An 18,456-nucleotide genomic window follows, 5' to 3' on the forward strand; every position below is an offset into this window, starting at 1 on the left:
GTATTCAGTCGGCTGTCTAGTCGCGGGCCGAGGCATATAACGCCTGTAAACTTTTGGCAGGAAGTGGTTTAGGGACAATGCTCATGCCCTCTTTCAAGCCCTGAATACCCTCATACACGATGCGGTCGCCGGGCTTGAGGCCCGATTGAACGATGTAGAACTGGTCGACCCGGCTGCTGGGGATAAAACTTCGGGTTCTGACTTTATTGGTGCCATCAACGACATACACGAAGTTTTTGTCCTGCACCTCGAAGACGGCTCGCTGAGGCACCAAAACGGCATCGTCCACGTCGGTTGTCAGGCGGACTTTGCCTGTAGCTCCGTGCCGGAGCAGGCGCTTGGGGTTGGGGAAGGTAGCCCGAAAGGCAATGGTACCTGAATTGTCCTCAAACTCGGTTTCGGCCGTTTCGATTTTCCCCTTGTAGGGGTATGGTGAATCATCGGCCAGAAGCAGATCGACTTCACGAACGGTCGTTTTTTCGGGGTCGAGCCGTTTTTTGATGAATGACAGATACTCTTTCTCCGATACGTTAAAGTACGCATACATCTCCCGAAGGTCGGAGATGGACGTGAGCAGCGCACCTTCTTCAATCAGGCTGCCCCGTTTGAAGGGAATCCGGTTAATTACCCCATCGAAGGGTGCGCGGATGCTGGTTAGCGAGACATGAAATCGGGCTTTACTTAAGGCCGCCCGGGCACCGTTGACAGCCGCCCTGGCCGTTTCCTTTTTTGCTTTGGCGAGCTTCAGTTCAGAGGGTGAAATGACATTTTTATCGACTAACAGTTTCACCCGACCCATTTCTACCTCGGCCGATTGTTCATCGGCCAGTGAGCTTTCCAGACTAGACTGTGCCCTGTCTACTTCAACCTGATATTCTGTTGGGTTGAGTTGAAAAAGAAGCTGGCCCTGCTTGACGGACTTGCCTTCATCGACCAGGATTTTATCCAGATAGCCCGCTACTCTGGCCCGGACTTCCACATTCTGCACGGCTTCCAGATTACTGGCGTAATCGTGGTCGAGTGTTGCGTCCTGGTTAGTCAATTGAATTACCGGAAGCGTTGGGGCCGATTCCTGTTTTTTCTCGCTTCGGACTGAGCAGGATGCTAATATAAGTGTACAGAGTAGGGCAGGTATACCTGAGTAAGCGCGCATAGATAAACTTGGGTCTGGTAGCGGGATGATTTTTTAGTCAGGCTTCTATCCGAATAGGAGATAGTTGCCTTTATCACACTGGCAAATACGATTGACCAAGTAAAGAGCAGCTTAAAAAATTATTAGAATTTCATTAGAGAAACTTAATCAGAGGGTATGCAACCCGCAAAAACACAATATTTCGTTTGACATATCCTGTTTCATATAAGTACACGCCACACACGATGTAGCTGAACACAAAATCGGTACCGGAGATCAACGCTTCAGTACCGATTCGATTGGGCATATTCAACTATGAAAAAAATAATGCAAATCTGGGAGGTTCAGGTGGACATGAAAGGTGCTTGTGTATTTATCTGTGATTTGTTCTTTATATAGATAATGCCTTGTTGATGTATTATGTAATGTTGAGGCTGTCTATGATTTTATTTCTTTTACAATATTCTCGCTTAATATCGAGTTTTTGTCATCCCGACGAAGGAGGGAACTTCGGAGAAGGTAGAGTTTTTCATTTCCCCGAAGATCCCTCCTTCGTCGGGATGACAAAAACTCGTTTGGAAACAAAACCCTAAACAATCTCGATACAAAGGTTATCACTACCGGTTATAACGGAATTAAAGAGTACTTAGAATTTGCTTAGACTTTCGGTTGCGCCTAATCATCTGCCTATGGCTGGCGTTATCAATACGCATCCGACTCAAATTTTTTACTGCATGGCGAATAGACCTTCCCGATATGCACAGGTGCTGGCCTGGCTCGATCAGCACATTATCAAGCGATTATATACCGAGCGTGTTCGCCGAATTATTCTCCAGAGTCTGCCGTTCTGGGTAGCTTCCCTGCTAACCGGACTTGTCGCCGTTGGCTACGAAGAACTGTTTGTCTGGGCTGAGAAAACCAGTTTCACCTGGATTCAGGACCATCCAATTCTCACCTTTATTACGACGCCTGTTGCCTTTCTGGCTGCCTGGTTTGTGGTGGCAAAACTGGCACCGGCAGCACGAGGTAGCGGCATACCGCAGGTTATGGCTGGGATTGAACTCTCGAACCCAACCACGCATGGCCGTACGGCCTACCTGCTGAGTATGCGGGTAGCCATTGTGAAGGTCCTTAGTAGTGTTGTCTTGCTGATCGGGGGCGGGGTTATTGGACGGGAAGGGCCGACCATCCAGATTTCGGCGGCTATTTTCAGGGCTATCAATCGGTTGCAACCGGCTGGCTGGCCGCAGCTATCCCGACAGATTGCACTCGTTACGGGTGGAGCGGCTGGTTTGGCGGCTGCGTTCAATACTCCGCTGGGCGGTATTGTCTTTGTGGTCGAGGAACTCACCCAAACGCATATCACCCGCTTTCGCACCGCTGTTTTTACTGCGGTTATCATTGCCGGTATGACCGCGCAGGCTATACAGGGGCCTTATTTATACCTGGGCTTTCCCAAAGTTACGGTTTCGACAGGCTGGTTTCTGGGCGTTATTGTGCTGGTAGCTATGGTTGCCGGTTTGGCAGGAGCTGTATTTGCCAAAGCGTTATTATGGGTAAATGACTTCCGTCGTCGGTTTCGCACGGTGGGCGAGCAGGCGGCCTGGGTAGCGGCTTGCGGGCTTGTACTGGCCGGGCTGGCTTACCTGATTGGGACCGATGCTGTGGGTACAGGCAAACCCATTATTAACCGGCTTTTGTTTCAGAACGATCACCTCACGGCCTGGTACCTTTTTCCGGTACGATTTGCGGGTATGGCGCTGAGTTACAGCAGTGGAGCCGCAGGTGGTATATTTGCCACGTCATTAAGTGCCGGGGCTATCCTCGGCGATGGACTGGCCCGGTTGATCCAGGTAACGCCAAGCGATACGAATCTGGTCATTCTGGTGAGTATGGTGAGTTTCCTGACTGGCGTTGTTCGTTCCCCGTTTACGGCGGCTATTCTGGTACTGGAAATGACCGACCGGCATTCGGCCATTTTTCAATTACTGCTGGGTGGTCTGATGGCGCAGGGAGCCGCGTCGCTGATTGATCCGGTTTCGTTCTATGAGCATCTTAAAGCCGGATTTGTCCGCGAAACTATGGCGCAACCGCTTAGTAATGAGCCAAAAGAGAAAGAAATTGAAGCTGACTAGGAGCGCGTATGCATGTGTTCTAATCCGCTTCGTCGGACGGGTATAATCGCCGAATGAGTCGCTCCATCGTCAAGCCCTGCCCGATTACGGAGAACAGGACAACTGCGTACGTAATGGTCACGATGAAGTCCTTCTGAGGTAAGGAACCGTCGATAGACAACGCCATTGCAATAGAAAGGCCACCCCGCAAGCCGCCCCAGGTCAGCATGATTGGCGCATTTTTGTCGAGGTCCAGCCAGCGTCGAGCCAGGGTAAAGGGGATGAGAATTGCCAGATACCGGGATACCAGGACCAAGAGCACGACCAGCAAGTAAATGGACCATTGCGTAATTTGAAAGTCGACCAGTAGCAGTTCAACGCCAATTAATACAAAAAGCAATGCGTTCAGAATCCCATCGACAAGCTCCCAGAACTTGTCGACATATTCTTCTGTGAGTTCGCTCATGGCATCCTGACGACGGTGATGACCGCCCACCAACAGGCCCGCGACAACCATAGCCAACGGCCCCGAAATATGTAGTTTCTGTGCCAGCAGATACCCGCCCATCACACCGGCAAGTGTTACAATAACTTCGGTTTGATAGTGGTTGATCGACCGCAAGACCCAGAACATGCTGTATCCCAGCGCAATGCCAAACAGAACACCTCCTCCGGCTTCTTCGAGAAATAACAAGGCGATCTCACCGGCGCTGATACTGTCTGCTCCGTTGATGACAATTCGGTAAATAGACGCAAACACAACAACCCCTACGCCATCATTAAAGAGTGATTCGCCAACAATATTGAGCTTAACATTGTCTGGTAGTTTGAACTTGGATAAGATTCCTAACACAGCAATTGGATCGGTAGGCGAAATTAACGCGCCAAACAGCAGGCAAAGTGGGTATGAAAAAGGCAGCGTGAGGTGCCTGGTTAGGAAGTAGAGCCCTGTTCCAACCAGGGCCGTACTTAGTAAAACGCCAACAAATGCAAACAGCATAACAGAGCGTCGTTCGACCCGGAGTTTGGCCGAATCGGTATGAAAAGCGCCCGCAAACAGCAGGAAACTCAACATCACATCGAAAAGCGCTTTCTCAAAGTCAATTTCGGCAACAGTCTGACGAACAAACGCCAACTGATCCGGGTAGACCGAGTTTAAGCCAATCAACAGGACTGAGAAGCCCACTGAACAAACCATAATGCCAATTGCATCGGGGAGCTTGAGCAGTTTTGTGTTCAGGTAGGCAAACGCGGCCGAAGCAACGATAAGTAGGGTAATGAGGGTAAATAGATCCATAAGCGAGTAGCGGAATTGAGCAAGTTTACATTAACTTTCCATTAAAACCGCGTTTTGTTTAGTATTAGTAACGAGTAACCGAATGTATAAATAATGACTCTCAACGACCAAAATACACCCCAAACTAAAAAGTCGGATACGTTAAGCCGCATCGGCGGGTTCCTGCGGGAACGGTTTAGCCTGGATGAGGATAAACAGGACGAAGCGGATGTAATTGAGTCGCTTCGTCGGGGGATCGACTTTCGGGGTATTAATCTTTGGACGCTCATTTTTGCCATTTTTATTGCTTCCATTGGTCTTAATGTTAACTCAACGGCCGTCATCATCGGCGCCATGCTGATCTCGCCATTAATGGGACCAATTATGGGAGTCGGGCTGGGTATTGGCATCAATGACCTGACAATGATTCAACAGGCACTGAAAAACCTGAGTATCGCCGTTTTTATCAGTCTGCTTACCTCTACCATTTATTTTTTAATCAGCCCGCTTCATATTGCTCAGTCGGAATTGCTGGCCCGGACGTCGCCCACCGTCTGGGATGCGTTCATTGCCTTTTTTGGTGGCTTGGCGGGTATTGTGGCCGGGTCACGACGGGATAAAATTACCAATGTTGTGCCGGGAGTAGCCATCGCTACGGCGCTGATGCCGCCCATCTGCACGGCGGGTTATGGGCTGGCATCGGGTAACCTGTATTATTTTGCCGGTGCATTTTATCTGTTCCTTATCAATAGCGTCTGTATCAGTTTAGCCACCTTTCTGATTGTCCGGTTCCTTGGGTATCATCAGAAACAATACCCCACGCCTGAAGTCGAACGGCGGGTGCGGAACACGATCTGGGTTGCGGTGCTGATTGTAGTGGTGCCGAGCAGTTATCTTGGGTATCAGATTGTTCGTAAAACCATTTTCGAGCAGAATGCAAAACGATTTATTACGAATGAATTCAAGTTCGACAACAGGCAACTTGTCAGTTACACTGCCCGGTACAATCGACATCAAAGTACACTGGAGCTTTCGCTGGTTGGCGAGCCCTTGGTAAAGGACTCGATCAATCTGCTGCGGGCTAAAATGCCACCTTACGGAATGGACGATGCCCAACTCATCGTCAAGCAAGGCAATTTTAAGGATGCCGAAATCGACGTCGATGCACTTAAGAATACGGTAACCGACCAGGTCATTAAATACAGTCAGTCATCCATTGCCCGCAAAGACCACATTATCGACTCACTGCGCCGGTACATCGACCTGACCCAATCGACGCATTTATCGGTAGCAGATCTGCGAAATGAACTCAAAACGCTCATGCCCGATGTGCAAACCTTTACCGCTGCACAGTCGCTGGTGATGAACCGGAACAGCACCCGGCCCGATACGGTGATGCTCGTGTACGCCCGGTTTTCCCGGAAGCATACCAAAGCTGAACGACAGCGCATTGAAAAGTGGCTTCAGAGCCGTACGAAAAGCAAGCGTATCAAGCTATTGGTAGAATGAGCCGGGAATACCGGCTAACCAGGCAATTAATAGGGTTAGAAGAACTATGGCGCTGATTAACAGGAGTAACCAGTCTGGTTTACGCGATTCTTGTTCGTACGGGTATTTTGATTTAGGGCGGGTATTCGGTGGGTTTGCCGGATTGAAAGGAGAGTAGGAAAGAGTTGCGTTTTTATCGGTCATCTTCGGGTCATGTTTAGGCATACGGACGGCTTTTCCGCTGGCCAAAATTGCCGGATGCGACTTAAAATTCACTGATAAACTCCTTAGAAATCCCTTAGAATTGGCGGGTTTACCGAGGTAATTCGATGCTAAAAATAGTTGGTTTGCCAGCCATTGACGTAACCTGGATTTTGCCCTGATGCAGGCGAATGATTCGCTCCACGAGCGAAAGGCCAACGCCATAGCCGCGTACATCGGCGGTTTGGCGGCTTCGGTAGAAAGGCTCAAAAATATAAGGCAGGTCGGCCGATGGGATGGAATGCCCTGTATTCTGAATGCTGATTGTCAACTTGCTTGGATCAAAACTAATGTGAATCAGTGCCTGCCCATCATCGGAAAATTTGCAGGCATTTTCCGTCAGGTTTTTCAACGCCGTTGCCAGTAAGGTTTTATTCCCCTGCACAGCCAGTTGGTCAGGATCATCGGGCAAGGCGCCAAGTTCTATGTTTACCTGATACCGTGAATTAACGGCTGTCACCTCATCCCGAATATCCCAAACAATCTCGTCCATTCGTACGGTATCGGTTAGCAGTCCGATGGCATCCTCCTGATTGACCTGCGAGAGTTTCAGTAATTCTTTGGTGAGTGTTGCCAGTTCGCTCACATCGTCGAGTACCGATTGAATCGTTTGCCGGTAAGCCTCCGGTGTTCGTTGATTTAACAGGCTGACTTCCAGTTGTGAGCTAATTTGCGTTAGTGGGTTTTTCAGCTCGTGTGAGACATTCGCCACAAACATCCGCTGCATCCGAAATGACTCGGCCACCCGGTCCAGCAAGCGGTTAATCGTAGCCGATAAACGACTGATTTCATCCGCATCGCCCTCAATCGCCAATCGCTCATCCCGATTACGGGGAAAGATGTCACTTACTATTCTGTCGATCTGCTGCATTGGCTGCAGGGCATCTCCGGCAAAAAACCAGCCTGAGAAGGCCGTAATCCCCGCAATCAGGCAGAATAAGGCCGCTAATGCCCATAAAAGCCGTCGTAAAAACTCATCGCCGTAGACGTTTACGGCACTGGCTATCACCACAAACTGACCCGACGCAGTCATGAATCGAGCCCCCGATACATAGTACCCATTCTGTTGAAAATCTTTCTGTTTAGCCTGTCGAATATCGGCTAGCAGGGCTTTTGGTATGGTTAGGCGCAGGTCTTCGTTGGTAATAAAGATGACTGAATCCCGGCCATCGAACACTATGATTTTCTGGCTGGGTAACTGATCTTTCCGTATACGGCCCAGTTGGTGAATCAGCTCGGTATCCAGCCGGTGCCGAATGAGCATATCACCCATTGTGTAAGCCTTTCGGTCGAGTCGCCGGTAAAAATCAGACGAAATAAAGTACCAGCAAAAGGCATAGATGCTCACAAAGGCCAGTAGTAAAATACTGGATACCAGTCCGGTAAAGCGTAAGGTTAGCCGGTTGCGAATTGTCATTCTTCTTTTAACATATATCCCATACCGAAGTGCGTGTGAATCAGCTTTTTCGGGAAATTCCGGTCAATCTTTTTACGCAGGTAGTTAATGTAAACTTCCACAACATTGGTGCCTGTATCGAAATTTATATCCCAGACGTGTTCGGCAATTGAAGGTTTCGATAAGACCCGTCCCTGATTACGCATGAGAAATTCCAGTAGCGCAAATTCGCGTGCGGTCAGTTCAATTGGTTGCTCGTCGCGCGTAACTGTCTTGGCATCCAGGTTCATTTCTATTCCGCCGTATCGTAACGTTTGGGCGGTCAACGATACCTGCGTACCCCGCTTGGTCAAGGCACGTATGCGGGCCAGCAGTTCGGCAAACTGGAAGGGTTTGGTCAGGTACTGGTCGGCTCCGGCGTCGAAGCCAGAAATCTTATCCTCTGTTTCACCCAGTGCGGTCAGCATCAGAATGGGGGTAGTTAGCCCCTCAGCCCGTAGCTGCCGACAGAGTTCATAGCCATTTAAGCCGGGCAGAATCAGGTCGGTAATGATGGCGGCATAGTTATTTTTCAGGGCCAGTCGTTTGGCAATTAACCCGTCGTAGGCAATGTCGACCTCAAACTGGCTTTCTTCGAGCCCCTGCTGGATCGCCTGCAACGTTTTGGGTTCGTCTTCAATGACAAGGAGTTTCATGTTGAATTACGCTAAGGGTAGTTTGTTCAGCAACAAGCTGCTCGTTTTACGGTGAAGAACGAACCAGATTCACAGGTTATTACGCGATTCGTGCGCCTATTGTTTTCGGCTCTCATCAATGTTGCGATAGAGCTAATTTCAGTTGGTTGACGATTTCGTACAACGGAGTACCACTTCGTTGTACAGAACCGCGCAATTGTTTTCGGCTCTAATCAAATTTCAAGGTTCCTTATCACTCTTATATACTTTTCAGGTACAAGCATGCATACGAGTTTTTCATAACGTCGGCCCGAACGGTCACGATAAACACCCCTGTTATCAAACGCTGGCTATAACACGCAGGAATCAGGCTTCTATCAGGACGTCATTTATTCGTTGCAGCAGCGTTTCTACGTCCTGTTGCCGGGCTAGACGATAGCGTGCAAACGATATTCCCGGCCCTACTTTCATTGTGTAAGCCCAATTTGGCAACTGACGAAACATATCCTCATCGGTGGTATCGTCGCCAATGCTGACAATAAAGTCATAGTGTTTCTGGTCCACGAGTGTCATGGCTACCGTGCCTTTGCTGTGTTGAGCAGGCTTAACTTCTACAACTTTATTGCCCTGAATAACAGTCAGTTGGGTAGACGATGAGACGCGTCGTAGCTGTGTGGCCAGGTCAATGGCATGACCTTCTACATCGTCGTTTTCTACTTTACGGTAGTGCCAGGCTATCGCCGTTTCTTTGCCCTCAACGAATGATCCGGGGAAACGATCAACAAATTGATTCATGGTTAAGCGAACGGGTTCAACCCAATCGTCACTCGATAAATCGAGTCGTTCCCAGGGGTGATCCGGTTTTTTCAGGAAGGCTCCATGTTCGGCTACCAGATGAACGGGAATATTTGTAAATATCTTCTCCAGAAACGACCGGTTACGACCACTAATAACCACTACATCGCTGCTCTGGGCCAGGTGTTCGAGTATGGTTTTTAAGGACTCAGACAGCCGGGCATCGGCCGGGTCGTTGACGATGGGAGCGAGGGTTCCATCGAAATCCAGCAGGAGCAGGCGCTTACGGGCTTCGCTAAACGTGGAAACAAATGGCTGAATGGGCAGGTCGGTTTCTAAATCGGTTGGTTTGCTGATCATTGTGTTAAAAGCTGAAAGGAAATCATGGCTCCACCGGAAAACGTTATGGTTTTGCAGATGCTTTCGCATGTGCACCAATCGTTCCGCCTGTTCGACCAATGGCATGACTAGAGCCTGTTTGATGGCATCTGCCACCTCCTGAGTATCGGTTGGATTAATGATGATGGCATCCGGTAATTCCTGCGCGGCTCCGGCTAATTCACTTAGAATCAGTACGCCTTTGTGATCCCATCGACTTGCAACAAATTCCTTGCAAACCAGATTCATGCCATCGCGAATGGGTGTGATCAGGGCAATGTCGCAGGCTGTGTACAGGGCCATCAACTCCGTGAAGGTCAGTGACCGGTACGAATACACGATGGGGCGCCAGCCAATGGTACCAAACAGCCCGTTGATACGCCCAACCGTTTCTTCAATTTCCCGCTTGAGTTCCTGATACTGCCCGATTTTATCGCGCGATGGAACTACTGTCATGACAAAAGTTACCTCGTCATGCCAATCCGGGTTCTGAATCAGGAACCGTTCGTAACCCAATAATCGGGAGGTAATGCCTTTCGTGTAATCGAGCCGATCCACCGAAAAGATTATCTTGTTGTGCCGAAGTAAATTTTTGTAATGCTGCTGGGTAGCAAACACTTCCGTGTCCTGTCCGCTTATATTAAACTTATTGAAATCGACGCTGATTGGGAAATCCTTGACAACGACCGACCGGTCGGGAAGTACAATTCGGTGATCAATTATGGGAAGGGTTAGTACCTCGGAAACACTCTGCAGGAAATGCTGGACGTAATCGGTCGTATGAAAACCAACAACATCAGCACCCAATAGGCCCTTGATAAGCGCCTGCCGCCAGGTTCGGGGCAGTAGTTTAATGATCTCGTAGTTCGGAAACGGAATATGAAAGAAGTAGCCTATGGAGGCTGATGGTATTGCCTGTCGTACCAGATCCGGCAGTAACATTAATTGGAAATCGTGAATCCAGACTAGATCGCCGGGCTCGATCAGTGCGGTTAATTCTTCCAGGAATCGAGTATTTGCCTGTTGGTAACAGTCAAAATCGTGTTCTTTAAACGATGCATAGGAAGGGAAGTAATGGAATAAAGGCCATATCAAATCGTTGCTGAACCCTTCGTAAAACCCTTTGTTAACCGCTTCGTCCAGGTAAACCGGATGGGCTACGAAGGTCTCATTTTCCAGCGCATCCGGCCCAAGCGCCTGAAGGGCTGAATCACCATGACCAATCCAATGGATTTTTGCCGCAGCGTTACCCTGATTCTGACCCATCTGTTCCGCCATCGACAGCACCGCCGAAACCAGCCCACCCGAATTCTGGAGGAGTGATGGTCCTTCAGATGTTTGCTGAATCGAGAACGGTAAGCGATAGGAAACAATAAGTAATCGTTTAAACGAAGAATTAAATGTGTTCATAGTGTTGATGCGCTACTGAACGCCCAGTGTCGACTAACAAAAGACGCGTCAACGACTTAGAGTAGGCTTAAGCAAACCTTAGAAACTCCTTAGAAACTCACCTCCGATTTATTGGATCCAGATTATCGACCAACTAACTCGCGCAGTGTTGATGAGAAATGCTCGTCGTATAGATAATCCTCCCGGTATGTTTTGATTGGGAGTTTACTGGCCTGGTAATCAGAACAGTAGCCATTGTATTGATCGGTAATTGAATTGGGGTCGATTTTTCTTTCCTGCTCAATAGCCGTTTCTCCGGTAAGCGACTTGTTCGCCCGTTCGTCGTCGACCAGCAGGCAATGATGGATGCCAGTTACTGCTGTCAATTGGTTCGTATAGGTTCTGATATCGTTCAGGATTTGGTCAGAGTCGGGCAAGGTATGCACTGCGTTTAGCCGGAGAACATCGACGTGGAAATCCCGAAACCACATCAGGGCATTGTCAATAATGTGTCGACGTTTGGCTTCCCGATGAGCATCGTGGGCGAAATTCGACTCATCCCGGTCTGCTTCCCTGTCGTCTGCATGGCGGCATGTTGCGTAGTCATTCTGCTTGCCCATCTCGGTGTAGTTCACATCCAGAACGACGGCGATACCGTCAAAGTGACAGATATTTATCAGGTGATGCAATTGATAAGGGCCACCAAAGCCAGCTTGTAGAGCATATGGGAAAAAGTCGGAAGTTGACTCAGGAGAGGATGAAATTTGCTTTATAAGCAGGGCATTGATGCCCAGTTTTTTCAATTTTCCCAACTTCTTGATGACGGCATCAACTGTTCCTTCGAGGCTGAACGTTTGTATATTGAGTTCAAAAAGAGTGTACTCATCCAGGGGTGGGTTGACCCAGCAGGAGTCTTCCCAGTAGAATTTGCTTGTGTCCACTGCCTGAGAGGAGCCGTTTACACCCTGTGGTTGGGTCAGCGATGCCGGATCGGCATATTTCTTATCATCATCAAGTATAAACGCGTAGGTATCACCGGGCTTCAGTTGGTCGGTGTCAAGGTGCCAGTAGCCTGAATTGTCGGCCGTTAACGGGAGGTATACAGACTCGTCATTGATGGCGAGCGCCACGTGTTTGGTTTGGGGAGCCCATATCGTCACATGGGCTTTTTGATCAGCGCTAAACGTAACGCCAAGCGTTCGTCTGGTTATATCGAATTGGTTTTTTACAACATTCATAAGTAGACAGGATAAACAGGCGTTGCTAACCAGCAATTCTGTAAGACAGTTATCAGGCTACTTTTGTTGCTTGGACCAGGCCCGACGTAAACCAAAGAACGCCGGGCCTACTTAAAATAGGCTTAAGATGATATTAGAAATTACTTAGAATGGCGCATCATCATATTGCTTCTTAAGCCAATTGCCGAAAACACCGCCATATTGCCGGGATACTTACTTGTTGATATTAATGATCACACCGGACTGAGTCGATTCGCTGACGGCTTCAGGAACGTCAACTGGCCTTACTTCTGTATCGTTGTAAGGTTCGTCTTCCCAAGCCGCCGATCTGGCCTGGGGCAGCAGTGGAATCATGGCCTCTTCGGATGTCAGCACCGGCCCCTCGATCAACTCGAAGTCCCGGCTTTGCTTTGGCGTAAAGGCTGCAGCCTTTACGCCGGTCAGTACCCGCGACCAGTTAAACGCTGGCCCAAGGTCCCACTTGCCACTGGCGCGATAGTTAATGTGCGATACAATACCCTTGAAGGTCAGAACATCAGGCGTTGTGAGGTAGCGTTTTGGTTCGGGGATAAATTGTCGGGGAATGCCATACTGCGTTGTCAGGTAGCGGAGCAGCACAATCAGGCTGTCGTACTGTTCATCGGTAAACGTAGCGTAGTTCGACTGACCCCGGAAGGGGGCAGGGATTTTCTGAAACGCGTCCGGTTGGGTCAGGGTGCAGTAGGTATCCCCATAAATCGTTTGAAGCCCATCTGGCTTGGGAGTCAATGGCCCGTAATTGGAAATCTCGATACCAATGGTGCGCTTGTCCTGATTATTGGCTGCGTTGCCAAGGGCGTCGCCCCCCAGGTTTCCTGACCAGAATTTGGCCGAAAATAACTGATAGATGGTGCCGTCGCGGGCAATCACAAAGGGCACCGACACGTGGTAATCCTGACGAGTGAGCGTGCTCATGTCACCACTCAGGCCACCAGCCGTGAAATGCAACACGATACGTTCTTTTGTGTAGACAGTATCATGGTAGTATCCGGACCGATGGGCGGGCGTACAGAGCAGCCCATTGAGGGTTAGTGACTCGTTGGGAACCGGCACGGCGATAGGACGAAGGGTGTACTCGCTCCCGTTACCGGTAAGGCGAAAGCGCTTTTCCAGAGCTGGTAAATTTGAGAAAACCATAAAAAGGAAGGATTGGGCTGACATTATTAGGTGAGACGGGTGGGCTTACAGATCAATTTCAGCAATAAAATCAGAGATTCTACCCCCAAGTTTGTCCTGAATCTGCGTTCGGATTCGGGCATATACGTCTTCATTCAGCGTCCCGGTTCTTGAGCAATAGTTCAGCTTGGTTTTGTCTTTGGTAGATTTGAAGAATAATATTTTCCTGATCTCGTTTGACGAGGTAAGCAAAAACGTACCCATTTGCAGTATAACAGTACCGTTCTCTTCCCGGGCCAGACCGATCTGGAAAGCGCCTTTGGATTGCGAGTGCGTATTTTTCTCAAAGGCACTTATTTTGCCGTTACTGTCGCTGAGTCCTTTGAGTGCCTCCAGCGTTTTGGTAATGACCACCATAAATGATCCGCCGAAGGCTGCCGTCAGAATACTGATAATGGCATTCTCGGCCTCGAAGACCGTGCCACTCGATTCGAAACTGGCGAATTCAGCCGCTTCAATGGCCCATCCCAGGTTATTCAGTACCCGCACAAACTCTTTGTACCAATCGACCAGTTGATTTTCGTCCGGGAATTTTTTGTTGGCGGCCAACTGGGCCAGCAGGACTGAATTGAGTACGTCGCTGCGTCGCTGTCCATTTATATCAGAGACGAACGATACCAGCGATTTGGCGTTCATGAACGACTGTTCGACACCTTCGGTCATGTCGGGTGCCTGCCAGCCTCGTTCGCTTGGGAATGCTTTTTTTGCATCCTCAAATTCCAGGTCCTGAACAAATTGTATAGGGTCATGTACTAGCATAATCGTAGGGTATGAGGAGAAGTTTAACAGGAAGAAATCAACAAAACAAAAGTAGATGAACCGGCCTTTGCAGACTTCCGCCTTTAGGACAGATGCTTTAGGATATCGGCCATTTTGCCCCGTATTTTCGGTTGCTACCCTAACCCCGAGAAGAAAAATCCTGCACTAACCGGCAAATGGAGGCAGTTGAATAAGGAACTCTGATCCTTCCCCAAACTGACTCTCCACACTCATTACTCCGCCATGCCCTTTTGTGATAACGTCATAACTTAAACTCAAGCCTAGACCGGTTCCCTGACCGGTTGGCTTGGTCGTGAAAAATGGTTGAAAAACCTTCTTCCTGATGCTTTCAGGGATACCCGTACCATTATCGCAGATACGAAGTTCTGCCTGTCCATTGCTAAAACTGGTACGTAAAAGAATCACCGGTTCATACCCTTCTTCCGCTTTTCGCTGGCGCTCCCGTACGGCGTAAAAGGCGTTGTTATACAAATTGATCAGTACCCGGCTTAATTCCTGAGGTACTACCCACTGGGGGGGTAATTTCGGGTCGAGGTCGGTTTGCAGGGTTGCCTGGAATGTGCTGTCTTTTGTGTGCAGATTCTGGTAAGCTAGTTGAAGGTATTCCTTCGCCAGGGCATTGAGGTCGGTCAACTGGCGTTCGCCTGACGTAGTGCGGGCATGTTCAAGCATTGCCTTGAGGATAGCCTCCGCCCGTTTTCCATGCTGGGTAATCTTCTGCAAATTCTGACTAAGCTCATCGGCAATACCAACCAGCTCGTCGGTATGTCCGGCCAGGACATTCTCTTTCAACTCATCGACTAATTCGGTACTCACTTCCGAGAAGTTGTTGACGAAGTTTAACGGATTTCGTATTTCATGAGCGATGCCTGCGGTTAACTCACCCAGAGAGGCCATTTTTTCTTTCTGGATGAGTTGGTCCTGGGTAGTCTGTAGCGTTGTCAGGGTCGCTTTTAAGGTTTCTTTCTGGCTATGAAGTTCACGGGTACGAATCTCAACCTGTTGTTCGAGAACCTGATTCTGGGTTTCGACCAACTGTCGGTTATCTTCCGAAAGCCGGAGTTGTTCCTTTATAGCCTCGTCCTGTTTTTCCTTCAGCAGATTTACCTTATACGAAAGCGCAAGGGTGAACAGAATAATTTCAAAACCTGAACCAATATGAATGCTGTTGTACGTCCAGAATAGATAGGGTAACTTCCCGTATGCGTACAACAGAAAAATAAAAATTGACGCGAAAAATACCAGATTCCCAACAAAGTAGAACAGAGCGGGCTTGAAGCCCTGTCGGTAGATGACGAAGGCAGTCACAATACTGTATACGCCTTCTGCCAGGGCAATCAGCGGAATAACGTCAATGGTTCTGCCGGTGCCGTTGCCCCAATAGGCAGTGATGACAAAGAGAATTGTACCCAGCACATAGGCGGCAATGGCCACCAGACCTACCCTGTAAAAATAGCTGGCCTGTTGACGTAATCGAAGGAAGTAAATTGTAAAGAGGACATGCATAAAGCCCGTCAGGCCTTCCAGCAAATTTCCGTAACGTTCAAATATGGGATTGTTTGCCCACAAAAACTCAGCCGTAAACCCCCTGTATAATGCCAGTTGCGCCCCAACGCTCAATACCCAGATGGCATACAGGAGGGTGTCCCGATCACCAAGCCGGACGAACAGCAACAGACTGTAAACAACAATGATAAGGATAAGCCCATAGTACAATCCATAAAAAAGATCATCGGTATGAACAGCCCCGAGCAGGTTAATTGCCGACCGGGCGTTTACATACAAGGCAGTCGTATAAATGCCCTGCATGTAAATGTAGAGCGTATGCGTCTGTCCTTTTGGTACATGCAATGGATAGATCAGTTTACTGAATCGGAAAAGCTCACGCGACTCGGTGACGAGCCGACCAAACTGTTGCCGGTTAACGATTTGGTTGTTGGCTACTTCAAAAACATCGATCCGCTCCGTACCGGAATAGACAAAATGCAGAAAGAAAGCGTCAGACACCTGATTCGTCAGATCGACGCGAAACCAGTAGGCCCTTTGATAGTCATCAGGGTGTATTTTCTGGTTTTGTGTGGGTGTAAACAGATAGTGACTACGATTTTGCAGTAACGAATCAATAGAAACCCGGCCGGGCTGGACCTCCAGCATCGAACTGTTTTTGAACAGATCATAGGCATGGGCCGGATCGCGAAGGAAGACAGTCTGGCCTTGCCCCTGCAGGCAGAGCAGGTAACTGATAATGAACCCAAGTAACCGAATAGTAGTCAGCATAGAACATTTTTCAAGTTAATATCAGTAACCAATTCGTTGGCAGGCCTTTGCTGGGGTTGTTTAGCTAACCAGGGGTAGCAGACTGCTCCGCAGCATCACGTCTATTTTCTGCGCGGGGGTACCAAATTCGTTTCGGGCGATCAGCGAAATCAGTAGACGAAAGGGGAGGGGCAGGTCTATAACTTTTGTGCCAGAGGCTACCGACCGGGCTTCAAGACTGGCAATTAACTCCTGTCGGTGAGTCTCGTTGGTTACTGCCTGTAATGCCAGACAGTCGCGCCAGGATTTTGCCCGGTTTTTTACCATGATCGAGCGCTCCATTGCCTTAAATCGAGTGTCGATCAGGCTCAGCGTTCGGCCGAGTGGGCGAAAAATCCGCCCCACGTTATCGTTCATCTGACCGTACATGTCATCGAAGAGGCCGTTCATCCTGTCGAAGTCGCGGGTGATGAGCGCCAGATCTTTATCACCGAAAACCTCCGTCAGCACAATGGGCAGGTCGAAGGTGATGTGGGCATTCGCTGCGGCAAAAATATGCTGGTTCGTTATCAGGTTCCGGCGGGAAGCATCAAAGGACAACTGCCAGGGAGCAGTTGCCGGTTTGCCGTCGAAGTAGCAGTTAATGGCGTCGAAATAGCGGTTGCCAAATCCCACATCCAGGCGTTCCATATCAACAGGACTCTCAAAAATTCCCTGTTTTAGTCCATCAGCTACCCGTTGCGTAACAGCCCGGTAAACGGCCGTAAAAAGCCCAATGGGATTGTTTTGCGCCCGAAAAAGCCGCGACAGTTTATCGAGGTAAAAAATAACATCGTTGATACGGTCGAGTTTCGGAATTCTAAAATCGGGCTGAATCGAATCCCAGTCGTCGGTCAGAGCTGAAGGCAGGTAAAACTGTTCACTTTTGGCCGCATTGCTGTAGGCCAGAAACTGGTTAATCATGCCATGACTAAACGCTCTGCCCAGAGCAGCCATAAGCACATGCTGGTTGTCGAGACCCCGAATGTTTTTATCGAACCATTGTACCGACTCCATAATGAATGAATCATCGACTTCGGGCGATGCCACCTGGAGCATGTCGGCATACTTGTCGCCAATAAAAAAACGGACAAAATAGGGCGATAAACGCTTGAGTGGGCCAATGATCATTCGCTCGTTCATCAGATCGATGCAGGCTTCGGTCAGTTCGGTGCCCTCTACCGACGGCCCCGACTGGTGTGCCAGAATAGCGTCCATCAGGCTCTGGCAAGTCGTTTCATCTTCCGACAGCAAGTCGGCGTCGATGCCCATCATCGTGCCGACCACATGCCAGAGATGCAGGTACGCTTCCCGTTCTTCGGGCGTTAAGGTAACCCCCAGTTGCTCAAGGCCCCTGATAATAACGACGCCGAACGAGAGTAATGTGCCAATCAGGTCTTCCTGGTTTATGGGTATACCGTAGGTCTGGGTGTCCCAGTTCCGCTCCAGGGCAAAATGGCGGATAACCGCATGCATGAGCCGTACTTTCTGAGCCGCTACGATGGCCGTGCCGTCCTGCTCGAAGTTGTCTTTGGTGAGTATATCGACAACGAACTGAGCTGTTTCCATGAGCCTTCGGCTAAACGCGTTCAACGAGCCGTCATGAACCCGCAGCCGACCGGTTTGGTAGAGCACCTTCGCCCCGCGCCAGCAGGTGTAGCAGAGGGGTAGGGATTTGCAAAGCAGGATGAGCAGTATTTTAGGTCCATGTTGCCGAAACACTTCGGCCGCAATCATCAGTTTGAAGGGTTCGGCAAAGGCTGGTAACTGGCGGGTCTTCACAAAATACCCTTCCACGACCTCTTTGACGGCCTTAGGCAGAGCATCGAATGCCGGATTCGGAAACTGTCGATTGCGGACGAGCATCTGAAAAATCTGATCGATCTCGCCTTTCTGGTTCGTCGCCAGCAGCGTATCAATTACCTGATCAGCCAGAGGGTCGCCCATCAGGCGCTTGCCTGCTAGAAAATCATCTGCCCAGCGGGTTGGGGTAACGGCGGTAATGGACATAGACGGTCGGGTGGG

13 protein-coding genes are annotated in these 18,456 nt (G+C 49.4%); 2 read left to right on the plus strand and 11 right to left on the minus strand.

Translation table 11 applies throughout. The features are described from left to right. Window positions 1-16 precede the first annotated feature (16 nt). On the minus strand, window positions 17-1,153 hold the full coding sequence (locus CWM47_RS18570) for an efflux RND transporter periplasmic adaptor subunit (RefSeq protein ID WP_100989719.1): 1,137 nt from the start codon (window positions 1,151-1,153) through the stop codon (window positions 17-19). 713 nt (window positions 1,154-1,866) lie between these two features. Here CWM47_RS18570 and CWM47_RS18575 point away from each other — a divergent pair. After that, window positions 1,867-3,267, plus strand: coding sequence for a chloride channel protein (locus CWM47_RS18575; RefSeq protein WP_100989720.1), 1,401 nt, complete (start codon window positions 1,867-1,869; stop codon window positions 3,265-3,267). A gap of 19 nt (window positions 3,268-3,286) precedes the next feature. On the opposite strand, the gene CWM47_RS18580 is transcribed toward CWM47_RS18575, so the two are convergent. After that, window positions 3,287-4,543 (minus strand): cation:proton antiporter, encoded by a 1,257-nt coding sequence (locus CWM47_RS18580; RefSeq protein WP_100989721.1) that lies wholly within the window; start codon window positions 4,541-4,543, stop codon window positions 3,287-3,289. Between the two features lie 93 nt (window positions 4,544-4,636). Between CWM47_RS18580 and CWM47_RS18585 the strand changes: the two genes are divergently transcribed. After that, entirely contained in the window at window positions 4,637-6,031 is a 1,395-nt protein-coding gene (locus CWM47_RS18585; protein WP_100989722.1) for a DUF389 domain-containing protein, read from the plus strand. Here CWM47_RS18585 and CWM47_RS18590 read toward each other — a convergent pair. The 9 genes from CWM47_RS18590 to CWM47_RS18630 all read right to left on the minus strand — a co-directional run bounded on the left by CWM47_RS18590 (window position 6,017) and on the right by CWM47_RS18630 (window position 18,441). After that, window positions 6,017-6,286, minus strand: a complete 270-nt coding sequence (locus tag CWM47_RS18590) for a hypothetical protein (protein ID WP_157815995.1) — start codon at window positions 6,284-6,286, stop codon at window positions 6,017-6,019. The two genes, CWM47_RS18585 and CWM47_RS18590, sit on opposite strands and share 15 nt — an antisense overlap. Before the next feature lie 37 nt (window positions 6,287-6,323). Continuing rightward, a complete protein-coding gene (locus CWM47_RS18595) occupies window positions 6,324-7,688 on the minus strand; it encodes a sensor histidine kinase (RefSeq protein WP_100989724.1) in 1,365 nt (454 codons plus the stop codon). Continuing rightward, the gene (locus CWM47_RS18600; protein WP_100989725.1) at window positions 7,685-8,362 is read right to left on the minus strand and encodes a response regulator transcription factor; all 678 of its coding nucleotides are present in this window, start codon (window positions 8,360-8,362) and stop codon (window positions 7,685-7,687) included. Before CWM47_RS18600 ends, CWM47_RS18595 begins: the two co-directional genes overlap by 4 nt. A 345-nt stretch (window positions 8,363-8,707) precedes the next feature. Further along, window positions 8,708-10,924 carry a bifunctional alpha,alpha-trehalose-phosphate synthase (UDP-forming)/trehalose-phosphatase gene (locus CWM47_RS18605; RefSeq protein WP_100989726.1) on the minus strand — a complete coding sequence of 739 codons (2,217 nt, stop codon included), beginning with the start codon at window positions 10,922-10,924 and terminating at the stop codon, window positions 8,708-8,710. 122 nt (window positions 10,925-11,046) lie between these two features. Further along, window positions 11,047-12,141: an alpha-amylase family glycosyl hydrolase gene (locus tag CWM47_RS18610; RefSeq protein WP_100989727.1), complete on the minus strand. Its 1,095-nt coding sequence runs from the start codon at window positions 12,139-12,141 to the stop codon at window positions 11,047-11,049. Window positions 12,142-12,354: 213 nt separating this feature from the next. Further along, the gene (locus tag CWM47_RS18615) at window positions 12,355-13,317 is read right to left on the minus strand and encodes an N-acetylmuramoyl-L-alanine amidase (protein WP_157815996.1); all 963 of its coding nucleotides are present in this window, start codon (window positions 13,315-13,317) and stop codon (window positions 12,355-12,357) included. A 45-nt stretch (window positions 13,318-13,362) separates the two neighbouring features. Then, window positions 13,363-14,115 (minus strand): hypothetical protein, encoded by a 753-nt coding sequence (locus CWM47_RS18620; protein WP_100989729.1) that lies wholly within the window; start codon window positions 14,113-14,115, stop codon window positions 13,363-13,365. A gap of 165 nt (window positions 14,116-14,280) precedes the next feature. Then, window positions 14,281-16,413, minus strand: coding sequence for a sensor histidine kinase (locus tag CWM47_RS18625; RefSeq protein WP_100989730.1), 2,133 nt, complete (start codon window positions 16,411-16,413; stop codon window positions 14,281-14,283). 60 nt (window positions 16,414-16,473) lie between these two features. Continuing rightward, complete coding sequence (locus tag CWM47_RS18630) at window positions 16,474-18,441, minus strand: DUF5995 family protein (RefSeq protein ID WP_100989731.1); 1,968 nt, start codon at window positions 18,439-18,441, stop codon at window positions 16,474-16,476. Window positions 18,442-18,456 lie beyond the last annotated feature (15 nt).

This window comes from Spirosoma pollinicola, assembly GCF_002831565.1.
GTDB classification, from domain to species: domain Bacteria; phylum Bacteroidota; class Bacteroidia; order Cytophagales; family Spirosomataceae; genus Spirosoma; species Spirosoma pollinicola.